We start from the raw sequence: 21,787 nt of genomic DNA, 5'->3' as shown, positions 1-21,787 counted from the left end.
GCAGCTGTCCTGCGGGCAGGTTTGGCGCTGCGGGCGCGATATGTGCTTATCAACCCAGCGAAATCTGTGGCATGTTAGCCGGACAACCGGGAGGGACTTTGAAATGGGTATTCGGCGGACACAGGGGCGGGCACGCCTGTATGACAGCATCCTTGATACAGTCGGCGATACGCCCTGTATCCGGGTCAACCGGATCGCGCCGGAACATGTGACCGTTTATGTGAAGTTCGAAGCGTTCAATCCGGCGGGGTCGGTCAAGGACAGGCTGGCGCTAAACATCATCGAGGCGGCAGAACGGGATGGGCGGCTGAAACCCGGCCAGACGGTTGTCGAGGCGACGTCGGGCAATACCGGGATCGGGCTTGCCATGGTCTGTGCGGCCAAGGGATATCCGCTGGTCGTGACGATGGCCGAAAGCTTTTCGGTCGAGCGGCGCAAGCTGATGCGCTTTCTGGGCGCGAAGGTTGTTCTGACCCCCAAGGCACAAAAGGGGTTCGGCATGTATACCAAGGCCAAGGAACTGGCCGAGGAAAACGGGTGGTTTCTGGCCAGCCAGTTCGAGACTGCCGCCAATGCCGATATTCACGAGAATACGACCGCGCGGGAAATCCTTGCGGATTTCGAAGGCAAGCAGCTGGATTACTGGGTGACGGGCTATGGCACCGGCGGCACGGTCGCCGGAGTGTCACGCATGTTGCGCAAAGAGCGGCCCGATACGAAAATCATCCTGACCGAACCGGCTAATGCCGCCATCGTGTCGTCAGGCTATGTGAATACGCGCAACGACGATCACCAGCCCACCGAAAGCCACCCCAATTTCGAGCCGCACCCGATTCAGGGTTGGACACCGGATTTCATTCCATGGGTCCTTCAGGAAGCCATCGACAATTCCTATTACGACCAGCTGGTCCCTATTCCAGGGCCGCAAGGGATTGAGTGGTCGCGCCGCCTTGCCTCGGAAGAGGGGATATTCACCGGGATCTCGGGCGGGTCGACCTTTGCGGTGGCGATGAAACTGGCCGAAACCGCAGCGCCGGGATCGGTCATGCTGGTGATGCTGCCGGATACGGGCGAGCGTTACCTGTCGACGCCTCTGTTCGAGGGGATCGAAGACGTCATGACGGATGAGGAATATGCGATCTCGGCCTCGACCCCATCCGCGCAGATGAGCGCAGAATAGGGCGCAGCGTCAGGTTCCGATATCCAGGGCCAGCGCGTGGATGCGGGGCACGATGTCGCCCAGCGCCTTGTGCACGGCCCGGTGGCGGGCGACACGGGATTGACCGGCGAATGCGGCGGCGCGGATGCGGACGTTGAAATGGCTTTCGCCGCCTTCCCTGTGGCCTGCATGGCCGCGATGGCTTTCGCTGTCATCGATCACGTCAAGTTCATGCGGGTCAAAGGCGGCTTGCAGGCAGGTTCGGATTTCGTCGGTCACGCTCATTTTTTTGCTCAGCGGCAAAATTTTTGCCGCTCCCCTCTTCTACTTTCGGCTGCTTAGACTAAACTGCTGCCTCCGAGTCGAAAAGATGCGTTCGTGAGGATAGAGCATGGCGAAATCAGACCCCTTCGGATTCGATATGTCCGTTTCCAGCGCCAAGAAAAAGAACCCGCGTGGGCGCCGGGGCATGTCGGGCGCGTCCGAGACCTCGGTCCGGATCTGCGATCACGACGGGTGTGACGAGCCGGGCAAGTTCCGCGCTCCCAAGGCACCGGATGTGCTGGATGACTATTTCTGGTTCTGCCAGCAGCACGTGCGCGAGTATAACCAGAAATGGAATTTCTTCGACGGCACCACCGAGGCCGAGCTGAACGCGCAACGCTCGAAGGACAAGGTTTGGGAACGTGAGACCAAGCCGATGGGAGACCCGGAGGCGCGCGCCTGGGCCCGTCTGGGCATTGAGGACCCGCATCAGGTTCTGGGCGCCAACAGCACGCAGAACAAGGGGCGCACCTCGGGTGGTGGTGGACGTCGCCTGCCCCCTACTGAACGCCGCGCGATCGAGATTCTGGAGGCCAATGACAGCTGGTCAAAGACCGAAGTGCGCAAAGCGTACAAGAAGCTGATCAAGGTGTTGCACCCGGACATGAACGGCGGCGACCGGTCGCAGGAAGAGCAGTTGCAAGAGGTCGTCTGGGCCTGGGACCAGATCAAGGACAGCCGGAATTTCAAGTAAGGCCGCCTTCAATCGCCAGTTGTTTACACAGTTTGAAACGATTGTGAGGATGCTGTCTGGAAACCTGTTTCAATTCCCGCGATAGTGGCAGGGAATAGAACCAGAGCTTTTCCCGGAGCATCCACTGTGCGTATGCCTTTCTTACTGTTGCTTGCCTCGCTTTGCGGGCTGGTCGTGGCGCAGTTCTATCCAACCGAGATGGACTGGCTGTTCCTTTTGTCCCTGCTTTGTGTGTTCGCCAGTACGATCCTTCTGATCCGGGCATGGTTCGACTGGCGCAGGGCCAGCACGTGGATCATCGTGGACGGTTCGAACGTGATGCACTGGAAAGACGGCGCCCCGGATCTGGCGACGTTGCGGCAGGTTCTGGCCAGTCTGAAGCAAGCCGGGTTCAAACCGGGCGTCGTGTTCGATGCGAATGTCGGGTACAAGGTTGAAGGGGAATACATGAACGACCGGGCGCTGAGCCGCGCCCTGGGCTTGCGGGCCAAGCGGGTCATGGTTGCGCCCAAAGGCACGCCGGCAGACCCATTGATCTTGCAGGCGGCGCGGGACAGCAGGGCGCGTATCGTGACAAATGACAGGTTCCGTGACTGGGAGGACGAGTTTCCGGATGTGTTGAAAGCGGATCGCCTTGTGAAAGGTGGTTTTCGCAAGGACGAGCTTTGGTTTTCGCTTTGACCACGCGTCCACAGCTTTACGCAACGATCCGGGTTTCGTAGCGTTCAGGAGTGATACCGACGGGCCCCTGCCCCGAAATAACCGTGTTGGATGCAAGCACCGTGGCACGCAAAGAGCAGAAACCGCCAAAAGCCAAGATCCCGCCGGATCATCCGTTTTCTGACATCGTCAGCGAAGCCTACAGGGTTTTCACCTATCCAAAGCCGACCAGTATCGAGGTTTGTAAGGGCTGCTGCATGGACGCCGACATTGAGGCCGATTTCTTCACGCCGCCCATTGCCGAGCTTCCCCTGCATTACGTTCAGGACTGGTTCTTTGCCGCTTGTGATCCTGCGGGGATAGCCCGCGACACATGGGGTTACCTGCTGCCCCGGATCCTTGAGATTCTGGCCGTGGACGAAGACCCCGCCAGCGTTGGGCTGGAGGTGAGCCTGAACCGGTATGAAACCGGCAACCCAGAGAACTGGTCACCCGAGGAATGGCAGGTTCTGGACCGGTTCCAGCGTGCATATCTGAAACGCGAGATGGCACGGGAACGCGGCTGTCTTGACGATACGCTTTGCATTTTCGCCCTGGCAGGATGGCCGCTGGAGTCGCTGTTCGAACAGGTCGCCGCAAGCCCGGATACCGAATTGGTGCTGCGTCTGTGGCGCGATTGGTGTGCATATTGTATTCCGGGGCGGGACTCGATCTGGATTACCGCATTCTGGAACAGCCCCGGCAATACGCGGGCCTTTGAGTTTTACACCTCGGAAGCGATGCACGACAGGATGACCCGCATCGCGTTCGCCGAGGACACTCCGAAGGATATCGCGGAAAAGGCACTGTCCGTGGCCAGTGTTATCGAGACCCATGCCGATTGGGCAATGGGTGGGATGAGCGGGTCTTGAAACCTGTGCCATGCCGGTGTGATCCCCGGCGGATGAAGACGTCAATCCATGTTTGATTGGTCCCTGATTAGCAACTACTGCACCATAGCGTCCAACAGCGAGGTATGGTCAGGGCACGCGCGCCTATCAGTGGCGCCACGATTTCCGCAACGCGGGACTAATCTGCGAAAACGTCTCGCAACGCGCGTGCCTCGCGCCCGGTCAGGCAGCTTAGGCGCGTTTGGGGGGGCGGTCCTGCGTCTGAAAGCAACCCCGGAAAGAGCGCGCGCAGTTCCTCGACATCGTCGCGGTGCAGCGATTTCAGCGCCATGTCGCCCGGAAACAGGCTTTCGCTTTGCAGACCGTGCGAGGTAAGGATCACATGTTCGGCGCAGGCGATATGGTAGTATGTCACCGCCTCATCCGTCGTCACCTGCCGGATGGTATCACCGTTGACCAGATGAATGGCCGCGCAGAACACGCTTGGTGCACCAAAATAAAGCTCGGCCCGCCAGCCCCCCAGCACAACGCGGTGTTGCGGAGAAAGGTAAAGATCCCTGTCGGGAAGACCCTTACCCAACGCATCGCGCCGGATGCAAACCGGGTTGTATTGGGGCCGGATGCGCAGGATTTGCGCGCTGAGTGTTCGTTTGCCGATCCATTCGATGGGCAGCGTGGTCCCACCGGCCACGCAAACCCGGTCGCCCACAGCCAAATCCTCGACCGGGCGCGGGCCGCAATCCGTTTCGATCAGGGTGCCCGAAACAAAACAGGGCGGATCGGTTGGGTTCAGATCATTCGGGGTGATCTTCCAGTTGCCCGTGGTCATCGGACCGGTTGGGTTATTGGCATCCCAGGCGTAGATCTGCCCACCGACCTGAATAAACTCTCCGGATTCCCCGGTTCCGCGATAGTTTCCTTGGCCAAGATAGGTGTAGGGTTGGAAGGTCGCGCCGCCGTCAAACGACACCATCGACCCGCTGATGATCGCGGGTTGCGTCGTGTTCTGGACAATGAGATCGTTCTGACCCGTCGTATTGACGGTGTGGAGAAGAGCGTTAAATGCCACCGGGATTCACCTCGGCTTTGCGGGCAATTTCCAAAGTCGACCTGTCATTCGACACAGAGCAACATCCCGGAAGGGCCTGCGCTTGGCATTCCTGCGTCACCAACACCCGATCACTAATAAAACGCCCCATAAGACCATTTTATATGTCTGATAAGGTCACTTTACACAACATATAGTTTGCCGAATGCCCACCTGCATGCAGCATTTCGGACACATGGTTCGGCATCTGCATCCGATCAGGCCGCGCTGTCATTGAGGAGCCCAGCGTGATCTGTGCCTTGTACCCGTCGCAGTTGAGGATCACCCGCGCGTCAATAGGGCCAGTTTGAAAGAAAAACCTGCTCACCTTTCCGAGCGGGCGGCTTTCCCTTGCCCTTGCCCGCAATATGTTGCACCACACACGGGTTCAAACCCGGCAATACGGGCCAAAGGATAAGGACAAGGCGAATGGCTGACGGATCGATCGATGTAAACGCAAAACCCACCGAAGATATCTCGGTCCGTGACGTATTTGGCATTGAGACGGATATGAAGGTCAAAGGGTTTGCCGAAGCCACCGACCGAGTGCCCGTCATCGACCCGACCTACAAGTTTGACCCCGAGACGACATTGGCGATCCTGGCAGGTTTTGCCCATAATCGCCGAGTGATGATTCAGGGCTATCACGGCACCGGCAAATCGACCCATATCGAGCAGGTCGCCGCCCGTCTGAACTGGCCCGCCGTGCGCGTGAACCTGGACAGCCACATCAGCCGGATCGACCTGATCGGCAAGGACGCGATCAAACTGCGCGACGGCAAGCAGGTGACCGAATTCCACGAGGGCATTCTGCCCTGGGCCCTGCGCAACCCCGTCGCCATCGTGTTCGACGAATATGACGCGGGCCGTGCGGATGTGATGTTCGTGATCCAGCGGGTGCTGGAACATGACGGTAAACTGACCCTGCTGGACCAGAATGAGATCATCACGCCGAACCCGTGTTTCCGCCTGTTTGCCACCGCAAACACCGTGGGTTTGGGCGATACCACGGGCCTGTATCACGGCACGCAGCAGATCAACCAGGCGCAGATGGACCGCTGGTCGCTGGTCTCGACCCTGAACTATCTGAGCCATGACGCCGAGACGATGATCGTGCTGTCGAAGGCGCCGCATTACAACACCGCCGAGGGCCGCAAAACCGTCAGCCAGATGGTCACCGTGGCCGACCTGACCCGGACCGCCTTTATGAATGGCGATCTGTCCACCGTCATGAGCCCGCGAACCGTGATCAACTGGGCGCAGAATGCCGAGATCTTCCGCAACGTGGGCTATGCTTTCCGCCTGTCGTTCCTGAACAAATGCGACGAGTTGGAACGTCAGACCGTGGCCGAGTTCTATCAGCGCTGTTTTGACGAGGAATTGCCGGAAAGCGCGGCGAGTGCGAGCTTGGGCTAAGCGCCCGGATTGCGCCCGTTCCGGGCGCAATGCCTCCGGCGGGGATATTTTTTGGCCAGATGAAGTCGGATCCGTTACTGTTTTCCGCGCCGGGCAGGTCACTTTGATGAGGGCTTAAGGACATGGCACAGAAGAACGACAACCCTGCCGATCCCTTCAAGAAGGCCTTGGCCGAGGCCACCAAGGTCATGGCCGATGATCCTGAGCTGAACATCTCGTACACCGTCGATCCGTCGGGCCTGTCGGGCGAGTCGATGCGGCTGCCGCAGGTGTCTCGGCGTATGACGCGGGAAGAGGTTCTGCTTGCGCGCGGCACGGCGGACGCTTTGGCGTTGCAGCGCCGGTATCATGATGACGCAACCCATGCGCGCTATGCGCCTCCGGGGGATATGGCGCGGGACTTGTACGAGGCGATGGAAACGGCGCGTTGCGAGGCGATGGGCGCGCGGGACATGCCCGGCACTGCCAGCAATATCGACGTCAAGATCGGGCATGAGGCGATTCGGCGCGGATATGACCAGTGCAAGCAGCCTGCCGATGCGCCCTTGTCGGTGGCGGCGGGATATCTGATCCGGCATCTGGCCACCGGGCGCGATCTGCCGCCTGCGGCCGAGAACATCATGAACCTGTGGCGCGGGTTCATCGAGGAACAGGCCGGTGGCGTGTTGGAGAACCTTGATGACGTGCTGTCGGATCAGGCGGAGTTTGCCAAATTCGCGCGCCAGATGATCAAGGATCTGGGCTATGGCGACCAGCTGGGTGATGACCCCGACGAGTTGGACGACGAGCAGGAGGATCAGGCCGAGGACGACGCCGAGGAACAACCCGATCCCGACAGCACCGGTCAGGATGATCAGGACGAGCAGGACGCGGATGCGACGCCTGAGCAGACGCAGGAAGAGCAGCAGGATCAATCTCAGGCGCAGGTCTCGATGGACGAGATGGCCGAGGATGAGCTTGGTGACGAGGCCGAGATGCCTGATGGCGAAGCGCCGCTGGAGCCGCCTGCCCCGCCGCCCGCATCCGAGGCCGACCCGGATTACAAGGTCTATCTGAGCACGCATGATGAAGAGATTGCCGCTGAGGATTTGGCGGAACCGGCCGAGCTGGAACGTCTGCGGGCCTATTTGGATCAGCAGCTTGAACCGCTGAAAGGCGCAGTGAGCCGTTTGGCCAACAAGCTGCAACGTCGGTTGCAGGCGCAGCAGAACCGCAGCTGGGAGTTCGACCGCGAGGAAGGCATTCTGGACGCGGGCCGATTGGCACGTGTGGTCGCGAACCCCACCACTCCGCTGAGTTTCAAGGTCGAAAAAGACACCGAGTTCCGCGACACGGTGGTGACGCTGCTGCTGGACAATTCGGGGTCGATGCGGGGGCGTCCGATCTCGATCGCGGCCATCTGTGCCGATGTTCTGGCGCGTACGCTGGAACGCTGCAATGTGAAGGTCGAGATATTGGGCTTTACCACGCGGGCGTGGAAAGGCGGTCAGGCGCGCGAGGCATGGCTGAACGATGGCCGCCCGCAGCAACCTGGCCGTCTGAACGACCTGCGCCACATCATCTACAAGGGCGCCGATGCGCCGTGGCGGCGGGCGCGGCCCAATCTGGGCCTGATGATGAAAGAGGGCCTGCTGAAGGAAAACATTGACGGTGAGGCGCTGGAATGGGCGCATCGCCGGATGATCGCGCGGCGCGAGCAGCGCAAGATTCTGATGGTGATTTCGGATGGGGCTCCGGTTGATGATTCAACCTTGAGCGTGAACCCCGCCAACTATCTGGAAAAGCACCTGCGCGATGTGATTGCCATGGTGGAGAAGCGCAAGATGGTCGAGCTGCTGGCGATTGGCATCGGTCATGATGTGACCCGGTATTACGACCGTGCGGTGACGATCACCGATGTGGAACAGCTGGCCGGTGCGATGACGGAACAACTGGCGGCCCTGTTCGACAGTGATCCGCGCGCGCGGGCGCGGGTGATGGGGATGAAGAAGGTCGGCTAAGCTGGCCTTGCCTCCGGCGGGAGTATTTCCCAAAAGATGAAAAGGCGGCGATATCGACCGCCCGGCTGAGGGAGGTGTAGTATGTTCCAATCCTTTGAGGTGACCGCGCGGCCCGAGCAGGGGCCGCCGCGTCTGGCTGCGTTGCGCGCGGAGCTGGCGCGCGAAGGGTTGGACGGGTTTCTGATCCCGCGCGCGGATGCGCATCAGGGCGAGTATGTGGCCCCGCGGGATGAGCGTCTGGCCTGGTTGACCGGATTTACGGGATCGGCCGGGTTCTGTGCTGCGCTGACCGGCATGGCCGGTGTGTTCATTGACGGGCGGTATCGCACGCAGGTCAAGGCGCAGGTTGCGGATGTGTTCACGCCGGTGCCGTGGCCTGACATCAGCCTGAGTACATGGCTGAAAGCGCAGTTGCCCGGTGGTGGTAAGGTGGGCTTTGATCCGTGGTTGCACGCGGCAGGGCAAATCTCGTCCACGCTTGGCGAGCTTGAGGGCACAGGCATCGAACTGGTGCGCTGCGACAATCTGGTGGACCGCATTTGGGTGGATCAGCCTGAACCGCCGATGCAGGCGGTCAAGGCGCATCCGATCGAGTTTGCGGGCGAAACCGCTGACAGCAAGATTACCCGACTGGCCGCAGACCTGCGGCAGGCCGGACGAAAGGCCGCTGTGATTACATTGCCGGATTCGATCATGTGGCTGCTGAACATTCGGGGGTCGGATATCGCCTATAATCCGGTGGCCCACGGGTTTGCGATCCTGCATGACGATGGCCGGGTCGATCTGTTCATGGCTGCGGCAAAACTGTTGAACGTGCAGGATCATCTGGACCCGAAGGTGACGGTGCGCCACCCTACGGAGTTTCTGGACGCGGTGGCAGCGCTGGACGGTATGGTACAGGTGGACCTGAGCACGGTGCCGCAGATCGTGGCGGACGCGTTGGGCGATGCCATGGTGGATGGCGGCGACCCCTGTGCCCTGCCCAAGGCCTGCAAGAACGCGGCCGAAATCGCGGGCAGCGCCGAGGCGCATTTGCGCGATGCGGTGGCGGTGGTCGAAACCCTGTGCTGGCTGGACGCACAGCCCCCCGGCAGCCTGTCCGAGACGCAGGTGGTCACGCGGCTGGAAGAAAACCGCCGTAGGGACAATGTGTTGCAGGATATCTCGTTCGATACCATTGCCGGGACGGGTCCGAACGGCGCGATCATGCATTACCGCGTGACGGACGAGACCGACAGCCGGTTGCAGGACGGTCATCTGCTGGTGCTGGACAGTGGCGGACAATATCTGGATGGCACCACCGATATCACGCGGACGCTTGCCATCGGCTCTGTCGGGGCGGAGGAAAAGACCTGCTTCACCCGCGTGCTGAAGGGCATGATTGCCATGTCGATGCTGCGCTGGCCCGCAGGGCTGGCCGGGCGCGATATCGAATGCGTGGCCCGCACGCCGCTATGGGCGGCGGGGCAGGATTTCAACCATGGTGTCGGACACGGCGTCGGGGCCTATCTGAGCGTGCATGAGGGGCCTCAGCGCCTGTCGAAGGTCAGCCATGTCCCGCTGCAACCCGGCATGATCCTGTCGAATGAGCCGGGATATTACCGCGAAGGGGCCTTTGGCATCCGCATCGAAAACCTTGTGGTTGTGGAAGAAGCCCCGGCCCTGCCCGGTGGCGATGCGGAACGCGCGATGCTGTGCTGGCGCACCCTGACATTTGTGCCAATTGACCGCAGGCTGATCATGGTGGATATGTTGACGCCTGACGAGCGCGGCTGGCTGAACGCCTATCATCGCGACGTCGCGGAAAAAATCCGCCCAAGGCTGGGACATGACGCGCAACTGTGGTTGGATGCCGCAACTGCGCCGATCTGACACCCGCCTGTTACATAGAACGGGCAGAGGAGAGGCCCCAATACGTCGACGGAAGGACCAGAGATGACTGAGATCACGATCCAAAAAGCACCGGGCAAATGGACTGTCCGTTCGGGCGGTGCGATTCTGGGCGAAACGAACAACGCGCTGGAACTGCACGAAGGCGACAAAGCTCCGGTGATTTACTTTCCGCGCGGCGATGTTGCGATGGCGTTTCTGGACCAGACCGACAAGGTGACGAATTGCGCCGGCAAGGGTGACGCGACGCATTTTTCCATCGTCAACAAATCCTCGGTGACCGAAAACGCGGTCTGGAGCTATGAGGACCCGATTTCCGCCTTGGCCGAGATCAAGGGGTATCTGGCGTTTTATCCGGTAGACTCGGTGAAGGTGGAGCAGATCTAAAGGAGCCGGACAGGGTTTCAGCGGAGGCTTCGGGAACGCTTGTCCCGGTCGCGGGAGCCTTATGAATGTTCCTCGGCCGCGGTGGCTGCAAGGGCCCGGTTGTACGCCTTGAGCGCGTCGACATGGTAGAGCGCGCCGACGGGTGTCTCGGACCCGTCCTGTTCCAGAACGATAACCGGAATGCAGGGTATGTCATCGCGGTCGAAATAAGGCATCGCGGCCTCAAGCGTGGCGCTGGCCTGAATGCACAGGCCCTGTTCGATCAGGGCGCGCGCCTCGTCCGCAGTGATTGAGCGGTCATCCCCGATGGGGCGCATCACCGCCCCGGCGCGCAGCATCGCCAGCAGATAAGCCTGCGGCCCGGCGGCCAGGTGGACATCGCGGCGTTCCAGCTGGGTCAGGAAGAACGACCGGTCCACAAGGCGCGACGCCAATGCGGTGGATATGGATACAGTCACCATCACGGCAAGGCCGATCTGCCAGTCTCCGGTCAGTTCAAAGACGATCAGAGTGGTCGAGATCGGGGCACCCAGAACGGCAGCAGCCACCGCGCCCATTCCGGCAAAGGCATAAAGCGTATGCGTGCCGGACACATCCGGCAGCAGCCCAGTGGCGATCAGTCCGAACGCCAGCCCGGTCAGCGCGCCGATCATCAGGGACGGTGAAAACACCCCGCCCCCCATGCGCCCGCCCATGGTGATCGCCACAGCCACTGTCTTGGTCACCGCAAACAGGATCGCGGTAGTCAGCACCAGATCACCGGTCAGGGCGCGGATCGTGGTCTGATAGCCGACACCGATGATATGCGGGAACCAGATCGCCATTAGCCCCAGCATCCCGCCGGACACGGCCGGGCGCAGCCAGCCCGGAATGGACAGGCGGTTCTGGATATGGCTGCCGATATCTTCAGCAAAGAAGATCGACCGCATCAACAGCAGCGCGACAAAGCCGCAGATCAGGCCGAGGATCAGGAAGGCGGGAAGTTCGACATAAAATTGCAGCGATCCGGGCGTTTCCAGCGTGAACTCGGTAACGTCGCCATATTCCAACCGGTTGATCACCGTTCCAGCGACCGAGGCGATGACGATCGGGGCAAAGGCATGCACGGCGAAGTGGCGCAGCACGACCTCGAGCGCGAACAGGGCCCCGGCGATGGGGGCGTTGAAGCTGGCTGATACGGCGGCGGCGACAGCACAGCCCAGTAAGTCGCGGCCCGTGATCCCGTCGGCATGGATGCGGTTGCTTACCCAGGTGGAAATCACCCCGGCCATATGCACCACGGGGCCTTCGCGGCCCGTTGACCCGCCCGAACTGAGCGTGATCAGCGAGGCAAAGAACGAGGCAATTCCGGCCTTGACCTCGACCCGCCCGTCGGTGATGGCGGACCCTTCGATCACATCAGCGACGGACCTGACGCGCCCGTCATTGGTAAACCGGTTCAGGATCAGACCCACAACCAGCCCACCGATGATCGGGATGATCAGGATCATGAACCACGGCAGTTTCTCGGCATGGCTGTGCAGCAGCAGAACGTCGTCGGTGTCATAGAGATAGGCCTGCAACGCGCGGATGGCCTTGCGGAACCCAAGCGCCATGAAACCGGCGGCAATACCGATGACCAGCGCGATGAACCAGAACTGGATCTGGCTTGGTCCCCGGCGCAGCATCACCCGCCACGCATCCTTGATCGCGGCCAGAGCCTGATTGAACTGGTTGCGCAGAACGGTGCGGGTCGACTGGGTCATTGGCCCTCGGGGATCATCACGTAACCCTTAGTAAGCCACGGAGCACCCTAATAAAAGTGAGATAGCGACAGTGTGAAGCCAATTCGTGCCACGGGCGCATCAGGCCTGCAGCAGGGCCCGGGCGGCGGCGCGGGCCTCGTCCGTGATGGTGTCGCCCGCCACCATGCGCGCAATCTCGTCCACCCGGTCGGGTTGGGCCAGAGGGATGACGGTGGACAGGGTTTGCCCGTCCGTGACCTGTTTCTGCACCCGCCAGTGATGCGCCGCACGGGCAGCGACCTGCGGGGAATGGGTGACAACCAGCACCTGCCCGCCCTGTGCCAATGACGCCAGCCTGCGCCCGACCGCGTCGGCAGTGGCCCCGCCCACGCCGCGGTCAATCTCGTCAAAGATCATCGTGCGGGCGCTGTCATCGCCCGACAGGCACACTTTGAGCGCCAGCAGGAAGCGGCTGAGTTCACCCCCCGAGGCGATCTTGTTCAGCGGCCCCGCAGGCGCGCCCGGGTTGGTGGCCACGGAAAAGGCCACCGCGTCGGTCCCTTCGGGGCCGGGTTCAGCCGGGGTGAGTTCGGTCCGGAACACAGCGCGTTCCATCTTGAGCGGGGCCAGTTCCGCCATGACGGCAGCGTCCAGCCGCCCTGCAGCAGCTGCGCGGGCCGCGCTGAGGTCGGTGGCGGCATTATCATAAGCCTTTTGTGCCGCCTCCACGGCGGCACGTCTGTCCGCCAGGTCGGCGTCGCCTGCTTCCAACTGGTTGAGGCGGGTGCGCAGAGTGTCGGCAAACGCGCCCAGATCATCCGGGGCCACGTCGTGTTTGCGAGCCAGTGCGCGGATGGCAAACAGGCGTTCCTCGGCCTGTTCCAGTTCCGAGGGGTTGAAGTCCAGCGCCTGAAGGCAGGTGTTCACGCCATCCTGCGCCTCGCCCAGTTCAATCATCGCGCGCCCCAGCGCGGCAATCGGTTCGTCCAGCTGACCACCTGCGTTGCCGGACACACCTTCCAGCCAGCGGATAGCGTCGGACATCGCCCCTTCGGCACCGTCCCCGGTCAGCATGGCATAGGCGCGGGCGACATCATCGCGGATACGCTCGGCCCCCTGCATCATGCGGCGACGGGCATCAAGTTCGGCATCCTCACCGGGCTGAGGATCAAGCTGATCCAGCTCGGCAACCGCGTGGCGCAGGAAATCTTCCTCACTTCGGACGGCAGCCAGAGCGGCCTCGGTCTCGGCCAGTGCCTTGCGGGCGCGTGACATGTCGGTCCAGGCGGTACGAACGGATGTCAGCCGGTCCGAAACCCCGGCGAAATCGTCCAGCATGGCCCGGTGGCCACGCGGGTTCAGCAACCCGCGGTCATCATGCTGGCCATGCAGTTCGATCAGGGTTCCCGATAGCGCCCGCAGCACATCGCCCGAGCAGCGACGGTCATTGACCCAGGCGGTCTTGCGCCCCTCGGCGGTGTTGATCCGGCGCAGGATCAGCTCATCCCCGCCCGGCAAGCCCGCTTCGGCCAAAATCGCATGTGCGGGATGATCGGCGGAAAGCTCGAACTCGGCCACAACCTCGCCCTGCGCCGCACCCTGTCGCACCAGTTCGGCCCGCCCGCGCCAGCCCAGAACAAACCCCAGAGAATCCAGAAGGATCGATTTGCCCGCGCCGGTTTCGCCGGTCAACGCATTCAGGCCCGGCTGAAAACTGAGTTCCAGCCGGTCGATGATCAGCATGTCGCGGATATCAAGGGCGCGCAGCATCGGGTCTTCAGCGTCCCAAGCCTAATGCCATGGCGATTACAACCACTCACCCTTGATGGTCTGACGATAGATCGTGCTGAGCCAGTTGTTGCCACGGCTCTTGAGCTGGAGCCCGCGTGAGGTCAGCAGCTTGTAGGCATCGTCATACCATTCCGAAGATTGGTAGTTGTAGCCAAGGATGGCACCAGCGGTTTGCGCCTCGTCCAGCAGGCCGAGGGACAGATAAGCCTCGACCAGACGATAAAGCGCTTCGGCGGTGTGGGATGTGGTCTGGAAATCCTCGACCACGACGCGGAAGCGGTTGATGGCGGCGACAAAGTGATCCTGACGCAGGTAGTATCGTCCGATCTCCATCTCTTTGCCGGCCAGATGGTCAAAGGCCAGATCGAATTTCAACACTGCCGAGGTGGCATATTCGCTGTCGGGATAAACCTCGATCACGGTGCGCAGCGATTGCAGCGCCTGAAAGGTCAGCCCCTGATCGCGCCCGACCTCGTCAATCTGGTCATAATAGCTGAGCGCCAGCAGATACTGGGCATAGGCCGCATCTTCGTCCGTTGGATAGAAGTCGATATACCGCTGGGCCGCGGCCCGGCTTTCTTCGTAGTTCTTGTCGGAATGGAATGAGAACGCCTGCATGATCAGCGCGCGCTTGGCCCAGTCGGAATAGGGATACAGACGCTCGACCTCGGAGAAATACCAGGCCGCGTCATCCGAGCGATTCTGCGACAGTTCGTATTCGCCACGGGTATAGATCTGTTCTGGTGTGAACCCTTCCAGATTCTGATCCCGGTCCGCGCCCTTGTTGCCAAAAAGGCCGCCTGCGTTTCCACATGCCGTCAAAACTGCTGCCAGAAGAACCGCGCCTGCGAATCTGACTGCCGCCTTGCTGCCAACCATACCGCCCATCCTTGTCGTCTTACTTAAGAGGGTTCGCCCCGAATTGAGCCATGGTCTAGCACAGAAAATTCCGGTGCAAAACGCCTTATGCAACATCTGGCGCAAATGTCGTCAGAGTTGATCTGATCAGGCGACTTCGGGAATTTCGTTTACGATCAGGCCCTGCCCCGGCAGACGCGCGGCCTGTTCCGGTGTGCACAGAACCGGACGCACCGCACCGGGTGTTTCAAACAGATTGCGCAGCAATGTGTTGGTCAGCGAATGACCCGACTTGTCGCCCGTGAAATGGCCCAGAATCGGCCCACCTGCCAGGTAGAGGTCACCCAGAGCATCCAGCATCTTGTGGCGCACGGCTTCGTCGGCGCGGCGGAACCCGCCCGGTGTCAGCACCTCACTGCCCTGCACCACCACAGCGTTATCCAGGGTACCGCCAAGGGCCAACCCGTTTTTGCGCATGGCTTCGACATCAATGCGGCGGCAGAACGTGCGGCAATCGCTGAGTTCGCGCGCGAAAGACCCGTTGCGCATATCCAGTGTCTTGGTCTGGCTGCCGATTGCGCTGTCTTCGAAATCGATGTGAAAGTCGATGATTAGCCCATCCGCGGGCGCGATGCTTGCGCTGGCCCCTTCACGCGAGGCGGTGACGGTCTTCAGCACCTCATAGGCCAGCACCGGGCTGGCCTGACGGCGCACGCCTCGGGCCATGATACCGCGCACGAAATCGATCGAAGACCCGTCCATGATCGGCACTTCGGGGCCGTCGATTTCAATCAGTGCGTTGTGAACACCGCACCCAGCCAGAGCGGCCATGATATGTTCGATGGTGGATACCGACACCCCGGCGTCATTCACCAGACGGGTGCAAAGCGGGGTCCGTTCGACCACGTGATAGATCGCCGGGATCATCGCATCGCCCAGATGGATATCCGTCCGTTTGAACCAGATGCCATGACCAGCTGCAGCCGGTTTCAGGATCATGGTCGCAGGCTTGCCGCTGTGCAGCCCGACGCCTTTAAACGTGACCGGAGATTTGAGCGTATGTTGCAAAATGGGCCTCGGCGAGTGGTGTCCAGCCTTCTGGGGCTGTGTTGGACACTCAGTTAAGGAAGCCCGCGTCAAGGCTCAACTCACTCTTTGTAACCGAATGAAACATGTATGTAACAGATCGGCAAAACCCTGCTTACCTATTCGTAAGCCACTGTTTTAAAACGAATTAGGGCCGCCAAATGGCGACCCCATGAGTGGATTTTGTTACCGCGATCAGTTGGCCTGACGGCGCAGGAAGGCCGGAATTTCGATACGATCCTGATCCGGGTCGGCCTCATCGTGAATCGGTGCCGTGGCTTCGGACTGGCGCAGAACGGGCTGCTGACGCGGCGGTTGGGCCGGTGTGTCAGAGGCGTGCCCAGTCATCCGGTCGATCAGCCGATTGAAGCCAAACCGCGAGCGTTCTTCGGGTTCGTGATGCGAAACCGCCGCTTGCGGGCGGGTCGCAGCGGCGCGCTGAGCTGCCGTGGGAACCTTCTGAACCGCTGCCTGCAAACGCTGGAGTGCTTCGGGCGACGGGGTGCCTGCGACAGGCGCGCGCGGGGCAACAAAAGCCTCGGGCGCCGGTTCGACATGCTCGGGCTGCGGCTCGAATTCGGCGACGCGCGGCTGATAGGCCGGGGGCGGCAGATCGTCCTCATCCCGCTCGTCGAACGGCTGGAACTGCGGCTGGGCGGGCTCTTCCGCGGCTTCAAACAGCGAAGGTTCGCGGTTTTCTTCCATCTGCGGCGCGGGCTCTGCCATTTCGGCGGCTGCGGGCGCTTCTTCGCGACCGTATTCTTCGGCCGAAACGGTGCGGGTCAGCGGCTCGGACATCGAGCGGCGCGCGACCGGAATGTCAGCCGTTTTTTCGGTGGCGTCGATGCCGGTTGCAACAACCGACACGCGCATACCGCCTTCCATGGCGGTATCTAGCGTCGAGCCGACGATGATGTTCGCCTCGGGGTCCACTTCCTCGCGGATGCGGTTGGCGGCTTCGTCCAGTTCGAACAGGGTCAGGTCGTGCGAACCGGTGATGTTGATCAGCACGCCTTTGGCGCCTTTGAGGCTGATTTCGTCCAGCAGCGGGTTCGCAATGGCTTTCTCCGCCGCCTGAATGGCGCGATCTTCGCCGGTTGCCTCGCCGGTGCCCATCATGGCTTTGCCCATCTCGTCCATCACGGCGCGCACATCCGCAAAGTCGAGGTTGATCAGGCCCGGGCGCACCATCAGGTCGGTTACGCCTTTGACGCCCTGATACAGGACATCGTCAGCCATCGAGAACGCCTCGGTAAAGGTGGTTTTTTCGTTGGCGAGGCGGAACAGGTTCTGGTTCGGAATGATGATCAGCGTGTCGACGACCCTTTGCAGCGCCTCAACGCCGTCTTCGGCCTGACGCATCCGCTTGGCACCTTCGAACTGGAAGGGCTTGGTCACGACACCCACGGTCAGCACACCCAGTTCACGCGCGGCCTGCGCGATGATCGGAGCAGCGCCGGTGCCGGTGCCGCCGCCCATACCTGCGGTGATAAAGCACATATGCGCGCCCGCCAGATGGTCGACGATCTGTTCGATGCTTTCTTCGGCAGCTGCGGCACCCACGGCCGGACGGGCCCCTGCCCCCAGACCTTCGGTGACCTTCACACCCAGTTGGACCCGCGCCGAGGACTGGCTTTGCTGCAGCGCCTGCGCGTCGGTGTTGGCGACGACAAAATCGACGCCGTCCAGCTGTTTTTCAATCATGTTGTTGACAGCGTTACCGCCCGCACCGCCAACGCCAAATACTGTAATCCGAGGCTTCAGTTCGTCTTGCCCGGGCATCGAAAGATTCAATGTCATGCTCTGTCCGCCTGTATTTATGTTCCGCCAAAGCGGTGTTTTTCTTACCTATCCTTGCTCGATTCTAGCGGGCTGATGCGAAAAGGTCACGTCAAAAATCGCGATTCACCACAAAATATGGAGGAAATAAGGCAGAAACCGGCGGCATTTCGCAGGTACTGCCAGATATAGCGGAAACGCCGGCGACCATCACAAGGCAGACGACCCCGGCGCGAGGACTCAGCCCTTCGTCACGCTTTGGTCGACCATCATTTACACTGCGGAAAACTGCTCAGGTCCTGCCGCGAGGCCTCTGCCGGGCCTTGTGGATATCTTGAGGGATAAATCGACGCGCTGCAACCGGATTTTTCAACTGAGCGGCGCACTTGGACAATTCAGGCTGGTTTCGGTGATGCTGCGAACCTCCTGAATTTCGCTTTCTGCAAACGAGGCCAGACGCACCATCAGACGGCCTTCGTGCAGGAAGGGCCACCAGCAGACGGGAATACCATCCGGATCGTTGTCATAGAGAAAGCAGATCTGACCGTTTGGCGTGGTGATCTGCCCATAGACACAGCCCTGCCCTTCTTGCCGCCAGACCGAGATGTGACGGTTCAGAAATTGCTCGGTCCCGACGAAATAGCCGCTGCGAATCTCATGGAAGGTGAGCGTTTTGCCGACGGCGGCATCCAGAAATGCCTCGGGCGTGATGATGGTCTGGGCCGAAACCCACCCCGGCAACAGGGCCGCACACAAAGCGGCCCGGCACAGGGGGCTACCAATTGTCACGGAACCACCGGACGGCCCGCTTGAACGGGCGCGCGGCGTAGGTGTCGACCGGGATTTCGAAATCCCACCATTCGTCCTGTGGGTGCGCCGCAAACAGGCTGAGCCCCACGGAGGACGAGAACGCCGGACCTGTCGCCGATTGCGGCAGGCCATGCACCCGCAGCGGGCGACCCAGACGCACGCGTTGACCAAGGATGCGGGTCGCCAGACCGTCCAGCCCCATGATCTGACTGCCGCCACCGGTCAGAACGATCTGCTGGCTTGGCATATGTTCAAACCCGGCCGCATCCAGACGCACGCGGACCTCTTCAAGAATTTCCTCGACCCGCGGGCGCATGATGCCGATCAGTTCGGCCCGGCTGACGGTGCGGCGGTCGTGTTCCCAGTCACCGGTATCGCCGCCAATATCGATCATGTCGCGGTCATCAGCGCCGGTCGCATGAACGCCGCCATTGAACGTCTTGATCCGTTCTGCCACTGCCGCGGGCACGCCCAGCCCCATCGAGATATCGGCGGTCACGTGATCGCCGCCCATGCGCACGCAATCGGCATAGATCATGTGTTTCTTCATGAAGATCGAAACGCTGGTGGTGCCGCCGCCCATGTCGATACAGGCCGCGCCCAGTTCCTGCTCATCCTCGACCAGCGCCGAAATTCCGGAGACATAGGCCGAGTTTGCAATCCCGGCGAGTTCCAGATCGCAGCGTTTGATACAGCGCACGATGTTCTGGATCGCCATCGCATCGACGGTCAGCATGTGCATATCGACCGCAAGGCTTTGACCCATCTGCCCGCGCGGGTCGATCAGGCCCGAGCGGTTGTCGAGCGCAAAATTGACTGGCTGTGCGTGCAGCACTTCACGCCCGTCGCCGTAATCCGGCACGTCGCAGGCATTCAGAACACGACCCACTTCGGCCTCGGACACCAGTTGACCATCCAGATCGACCTGCGCGTCCAGCCCGTAAGAGCGCGGGTTGGCCCCCGAGAAACAGGCGATGACGTGATCGACGCGAATATCGGCCATCTTCTGCGCCGCTTGCAGGGCGGTGCGGATGGCGCGTTCGGTTTCCTGCATGGCGGTGACTTCGCCAAACTGTACGCCGCGCGAACGTGTCGTTGCGGCCCCGATAACCCGAAACCCCGTCTGCCCCGCCATTGAGCCGATGGTGTTATCTTCACTCAGCCGGCCCGATCCGTCGAAACGCAGAACGAGGCAGGCAATCTTGGAACTGCCCACATCCAGAATCGCGATCACACCGCGTTGCAATGCCTGGCGCCGCATCTGACGCATGGCGCGTTGAGACTGATAAAGATCGGTCATCATGCTCGTTACTGCCCGTTACTCATTGTCACTTTTGTATTCCACCAGTCTTCGCTGGCGGCTTTGGTCATTCGAATGGTGGGACGCTGGCCAAGGCGCATGTCGACCACGGCCACGTCGCGTTCCAGAAGGTCCTGCACCTCGTTCACCGCAAGCACGCGTTCCAGCGCGCGCACCGGGCGTTCGGTCGGCAGCATGATGCGCTGGCCACGGTCCAGGACCAGATCCCAGCGCCGTTCACCCACGCGCACCAGCCCGCGCACACGGTTGCCCAGGCTGCGGGCGGTCTGGAAAATCTCGAGCGCCTGCGCCACATGGGCATCCGCGCCCGCACCCGCGATCAGCGGCAGGTCGGCATGGTCCTTGCGAGAGGTGGTTTCCTTGACATGCGCGCCGGTCTCGTCGAGCAGTTCGAGCCCGTCATGCGTCCGCCAGACAATCACGGGCTGACGCTCGACCACGTTGACCTGAAGGATGCCGCCGGGGCGGATGCGGACGGTTGCCGATTTCACCGGATCGAGCCCGGTGATCGTGTCGCGTATCTGTTCGACATCCAGATCCCAGGAACTGATCGGAAAATCCAGAGGCACGACCTCGCGAATATCATCGGACAGGCTGGTGCCTGCCCCGTCGATGGCCATCAGGTTGACCATGAACTCGGGGCGTTCCTGAATCGAGGTGCGTATATCGGCGATATAGGTACCAAGCGCCTCGCGCCGGTCCTGAGAGGCAAAATAGACGCCAACTGCCGCGGCAATGGCGCAGATCGGCAGGCCAAGCTTGACGCCCAGACGGATGCCCGGCGTCAGCATCCAGCGCTGAAGACGATAGCTGAGGCGCGACGGGGCCGGATCGCTGCGGCGTGCGGTGCGGGAAAACACCCGCGCCCCGCGCAGACGCAGAATGGGCTGGGTGTCATGCGGTTCCGTATCTGCCGAGGCAAAATCGGCATCCGGCCCGGCAAGGGGTTTGGTGCGATGGATTTCCAGAGAGCGGCTGGCGATTAACGGTTGCATGAGGCGTCCTTAACCATCCAGGCGCAGAGCTGGCCAAATGTCATGCCCAGATGCGCGGCCTGTTCCGGGGCCAGTGAAGTGGGCGTCATGCCCGGCTGGGTATTGGTTTCCAACAGAAACAAACCATCAGCACCCGCGCTGTCATCCCAGCGAAAATCGGTGCGGCTGACACCCTTGCAGCCCAAAGCATCATGCGCGCGCAGGGCATAATCCATGCAGCGATCAAAGATGTCCTGCGGGATATCGGCGGGGACCACGTGCCATGATCCGCCGGGTTTGTACTTGGCGTCATAATCGTACCAGCCGCCATCGGTCATGATCTCGGTCACGGTCAGGGCGCGGTCGCCCATCACGGTCACGGTCAGTTCGCGCCCGGCCACGTATTTCTCGACCATGATCTGGTCGGGCATGTCTTCGGACAGCTGCGGCGGGCCATTGGCGTTTTCGTGGACGATGTAGATGCCGACGCTGGACCCTTCGTTATTGGGTTTGGCCACATAGGGCGGTTCCATCACATGGGCGCGGGTCACCTCGGCACGCGGGACGATCACACTGGGGACAACGGGCAGACCTTCGGCCTGATAGACGTCCTTGCTGCGTTGCTTGTCCATCGCAAGGGCCGAGGCCAGAACACCCGAATGGGTATAGGGAATCCGCATCCATTCCAGCATCCCCTGCACGCAGCCATCCTCGCCCCAGCGGCCATGCAGGGCGTTGAAAACCACATCCGGCTGAATATCCAACAGGCGCGCATAGAGGTCGGGACCTGCGTCCAGTTCGACCACTTCAATACCTTCTCCCACAAGGGCGGCCGCGCATTCGCGCCCAGAGCTGAGAGACACCTCGCGTTCCGCCGAGGGGCCGCCCATCAATACCGCCACTTTGGGGTTTGTCCTGCTCGACATACCCAATGTGC

19 protein-coding genes are annotated in these 21,787 nt (G+C 61.3%); 8 read left to right on the top strand and 11 right to left on the bottom strand.

Annotated elements, in window-relative coordinates; genetic code table 11:
• The first annotated feature begins 103 nt into the window (after nucleotides 1-103).
• The gene (locus tag AC2FLO_RS08720) at nucleotides 104-1,180 is read left to right on the top strand and encodes a PLP-dependent cysteine synthase family protein (RefSeq protein WP_496752644.1); all 1,077 of its coding nucleotides are present in this window, start codon (nucleotides 104-106) and stop codon (nucleotides 1,178-1,180) included.
• A 9-nt stretch (nucleotides 1,181-1,189) separates the two neighbouring features.
• On the opposite strand, the gene AC2FLO_RS08715 is transcribed toward AC2FLO_RS08720, so the two are convergent.
• Nucleotides 1,190-1,444 (bottom strand): BolA family protein, encoded by a 255-nt coding sequence (locus AC2FLO_RS08715; RefSeq protein ID WP_267365906.1) that lies wholly within the window; start codon nucleotides 1,442-1,444, stop codon nucleotides 1,190-1,192.
• Nucleotides 1,445-1,550: 106 nt separating this feature from the next.
• Between AC2FLO_RS08715 and AC2FLO_RS08710 the strand changes: the two genes are divergently transcribed.
• The 3 genes from AC2FLO_RS08710 (at nucleotide 1,551) to AC2FLO_RS08700 (ending at nucleotide 3,748) form a co-directional block, all read left to right on the top strand.
• Nucleotides 1,551-2,177 (top strand): DnaJ domain-containing protein, encoded by a 627-nt coding sequence (locus AC2FLO_RS08710; protein ID WP_267365905.1) that lies wholly within the window; start codon nucleotides 1,551-1,553, stop codon nucleotides 2,175-2,177.
• 132 nt (nucleotides 2,178-2,309) lie between these two features.
• Nucleotides 2,310-2,858 (top strand): NYN domain-containing protein, encoded by a 549-nt coding sequence (locus AC2FLO_RS08705; protein WP_496752647.1) that lies wholly within the window; start codon nucleotides 2,310-2,312, stop codon nucleotides 2,856-2,858.
• A 101-nt stretch (nucleotides 2,859-2,959) separates the two neighbouring features.
• Nucleotides 2,960-3,748: a hypothetical protein gene (locus AC2FLO_RS08700; protein ID WP_496752649.1), complete on the top strand. Its 789-nt coding sequence runs from the start codon at nucleotides 2,960-2,962 to the stop codon at nucleotides 3,746-3,748.
• A gap of 157 nt (nucleotides 3,749-3,905) precedes the next feature.
• Here the strand turns inward: AC2FLO_RS08700 and AC2FLO_RS08695 are convergent, their stop codons facing one another.
• A complete protein-coding gene (locus tag AC2FLO_RS08695) occupies nucleotides 3,906-4,796 on the bottom strand; it encodes a Hint domain-containing protein (protein ID WP_496752651.1) in 891 nt (296 codons plus the stop codon).
• Nucleotides 4,797-5,243: 447 nt separating this feature from the next.
• On the opposite strand from AC2FLO_RS08695, the gene cobS reads away from it, so the two are divergent.
• The 4 genes from cobS (at nucleotide 5,244) to AC2FLO_RS08675 (ending at nucleotide 10,507) form a co-directional block, all read left to right on the top strand.
• On the top strand, nucleotides 5,244-6,230 hold the full coding sequence (gene cobS, locus AC2FLO_RS08690) for a cobaltochelatase subunit CobS (RefSeq protein WP_209504507.1): 987 nt from the start codon (nucleotides 5,244-5,246) through the stop codon (nucleotides 6,228-6,230).
• 122 nt (nucleotides 6,231-6,352) lie between these two features.
• A complete protein-coding gene (cobT, locus tag AC2FLO_RS08685) occupies nucleotides 6,353-8,230 on the top strand; it encodes a cobaltochelatase subunit CobT (RefSeq protein ID WP_496752654.1) in 1,878 nt (625 codons plus the stop codon).
• 81 nt (nucleotides 8,231-8,311) lie between these two features.
• Complete coding sequence (locus AC2FLO_RS08680; protein WP_496752656.1) at nucleotides 8,312-10,102, top strand: aminopeptidase P family protein; 1,791 nt, start codon at nucleotides 8,312-8,314, stop codon at nucleotides 10,100-10,102.
• 63 nt (nucleotides 10,103-10,165) lie between these two features.
• Nucleotides 10,166-10,507 carry a DUF427 domain-containing protein gene (locus tag AC2FLO_RS08675; RefSeq protein ID WP_496752658.1) on the top strand — a complete coding sequence of 114 codons (342 nt, stop codon included), beginning with the start codon at nucleotides 10,166-10,168 and terminating at the stop codon, nucleotides 10,505-10,507.
• A gap of 59 nt (nucleotides 10,508-10,566) precedes the next feature.
• Here the strand turns inward: AC2FLO_RS08675 and AC2FLO_RS08670 are convergent, their stop codons facing one another.
• The 9 genes from AC2FLO_RS08670 to AC2FLO_RS08630 form a co-directional block, all read right to left on the bottom strand.
• Nucleotides 10,567-12,252 carry a chloride channel protein gene (locus AC2FLO_RS08670; RefSeq protein WP_496752660.1) on the bottom strand — a complete coding sequence of 562 codons (1,686 nt, stop codon included), beginning with the start codon at nucleotides 12,250-12,252 and terminating at the stop codon, nucleotides 10,567-10,569.
• Nucleotides 12,253-12,351: 99 nt separating this feature from the next.
• Nucleotides 12,352-14,001: a DNA repair protein RecN gene (gene recN, locus AC2FLO_RS08665; RefSeq protein WP_496752661.1), complete on the bottom strand. Its 1,650-nt coding sequence runs from the start codon at nucleotides 13,999-14,001 to the stop codon at nucleotides 12,352-12,354.
• Between the two features lie 36 nt (nucleotides 14,002-14,037).
• Nucleotides 14,038-14,901, bottom strand: coding sequence for an outer membrane protein assembly factor BamD (locus AC2FLO_RS08660; protein WP_267363885.1), 864 nt, complete (start codon nucleotides 14,899-14,901; stop codon nucleotides 14,038-14,040).
• Nucleotides 14,902-15,027: 126 nt separating this feature from the next.
• Nucleotides 15,028-15,948 carry a UDP-3-O-acyl-N-acetylglucosamine deacetylase gene (gene lpxC, locus AC2FLO_RS08655; RefSeq protein ID WP_496752663.1) on the bottom strand — a complete coding sequence of 307 codons (921 nt, stop codon included), beginning with the start codon at nucleotides 15,946-15,948 and terminating at the stop codon, nucleotides 15,028-15,030.
• Between the two features lie 213 nt (nucleotides 15,949-16,161).
• A complete protein-coding gene (gene ftsZ / locus AC2FLO_RS08650) occupies nucleotides 16,162-17,766 on the bottom strand; it encodes a cell division protein FtsZ (protein ID WP_267363882.1) in 1,605 nt (534 codons plus the stop codon).
• Nucleotides 17,767-18,114: 348 nt separating this feature from the next.
• The gene (locus AC2FLO_RS08645; protein ID WP_496752665.1) at nucleotides 18,115-18,534 is read right to left on the bottom strand and encodes a hypothetical protein; all 420 of its coding nucleotides are present in this window, start codon (nucleotides 18,532-18,534) and stop codon (nucleotides 18,115-18,117) included.
• Nucleotides 18,521-19,855: a cell division protein FtsA gene (ftsA, locus tag AC2FLO_RS08640; protein WP_209504922.1), complete on the bottom strand. Its 1,335-nt coding sequence runs from the start codon at nucleotides 19,853-19,855 to the stop codon at nucleotides 18,521-18,523. Before ftsA ends, AC2FLO_RS08645 begins: the two co-directional genes overlap by 14 nt.
• A gap of 8 nt (nucleotides 19,856-19,863) precedes the next feature.
• Nucleotides 19,864-20,871 (bottom strand): cell division protein FtsQ/DivIB, encoded by a 1,008-nt coding sequence (locus AC2FLO_RS08635; RefSeq protein WP_496752667.1) that lies wholly within the window; start codon nucleotides 20,869-20,871, stop codon nucleotides 19,864-19,866.
• Nucleotides 20,859-21,776, bottom strand: a complete 918-nt coding sequence (locus AC2FLO_RS08630; protein ID WP_496752669.1) for a D-alanine--D-alanine ligase — start codon at nucleotides 21,774-21,776, stop codon at nucleotides 20,859-20,861. Before AC2FLO_RS08630 ends, AC2FLO_RS08635 begins: the two co-directional genes overlap by 13 nt.
• Between the last annotated feature and the right edge of the window lie 11 nt (nucleotides 21,777-21,787).

The organism is Ruegeria sp. TASC047 (assembly GCF_059612445.1).
This window is presented reverse-complemented; position numbering and strand designations above follow the sequence as displayed.

Excerpts from the sequence above, each read along its gene's own strand:
- AC2FLO_RS08720 (WP_496752644.1), top strand. The coding sequence starts at position 104 with ATGGGTATTCGGCGGACACAGGGGCGGGCACGCCTGTATGACAGCATC.
- AC2FLO_RS08715 (WP_267365906.1), bottom strand. The coding sequence starts at position 1,444 with ATGAGCGTGACCGACGAAATCCGAACCTGCCTGCAAGCCGCCTTTGAC.
- AC2FLO_RS08710 (WP_267365905.1), top strand. The coding sequence starts at position 1,551 with ATGGCGAAATCAGACCCCTTCGGATTCGATATGTCCGTTTCCAGCGCC.
- AC2FLO_RS08705 (WP_496752647.1), top strand. The coding sequence starts at position 2,310 with ATGCCTTTCTTACTGTTGCTTGCCTCGCTTTGCGGGCTGGTCGTGGCG.
- cobS (WP_209504507.1), top strand. The coding sequence starts at position 5,244 with ATGGCTGACGGATCGATCGATGTAAACGCAAAACCCACCGAAGATATC.
- cobT (WP_496752654.1), top strand. The coding sequence starts at position 6,353 with ATGGCACAGAAGAACGACAACCCTGCCGATCCCTTCAAGAAGGCCTTG.
- AC2FLO_RS08680 (WP_496752656.1), top strand. The coding sequence starts at position 8,312 with ATGTTCCAATCCTTTGAGGTGACCGCGCGGCCCGAGCAGGGGCCGCCG.
- AC2FLO_RS08675 (WP_496752658.1), top strand. The coding sequence starts at position 10,166 with ATGACTGAGATCACGATCCAAAAAGCACCGGGCAAATGGACTGTCCGT.
- AC2FLO_RS08670 (WP_496752660.1), bottom strand. The coding sequence starts at position 12,252 with ATGACCCAGTCGACCCGCACCGTTCTGCGCAACCAGTTCAATCAGGCT.
- recN (WP_496752661.1), bottom strand. The coding sequence starts at position 14,001 with ATGCTGCGCGCCCTTGATATCCGCGACATGCTGATCATCGACCGGCTG.
- AC2FLO_RS08660 (WP_267363885.1), bottom strand. The coding sequence starts at position 14,901 with ATGGTTGGCAGCAAGGCGGCAGTCAGATTCGCAGGCGCGGTTCTTCTG.
- ftsZ (WP_267363882.1), bottom strand. The coding sequence starts at position 17,766 with ATGACATTGAATCTTTCGATGCCCGGGCAAGACGAACTGAAGCCTCGG.
- ftsA (WP_209504922.1), bottom strand. The coding sequence starts at position 19,855 with ATGACCGATCTTTATCAGTCTCAACGCGCCATGCGTCAGATGCGGCGC.
- AC2FLO_RS08635 (WP_496752667.1), bottom strand. The coding sequence starts at position 20,871 with ATGCAACCGTTAATCGCCAGCCGCTCTCTGGAAATCCATCGCACCAAA.
- AC2FLO_RS08630 (WP_496752669.1), bottom strand. The coding sequence starts at position 21,776 with ATGTCGAGCAGGACAAACCCCAAAGTGGCGGTATTGATGGGCGGCCCC.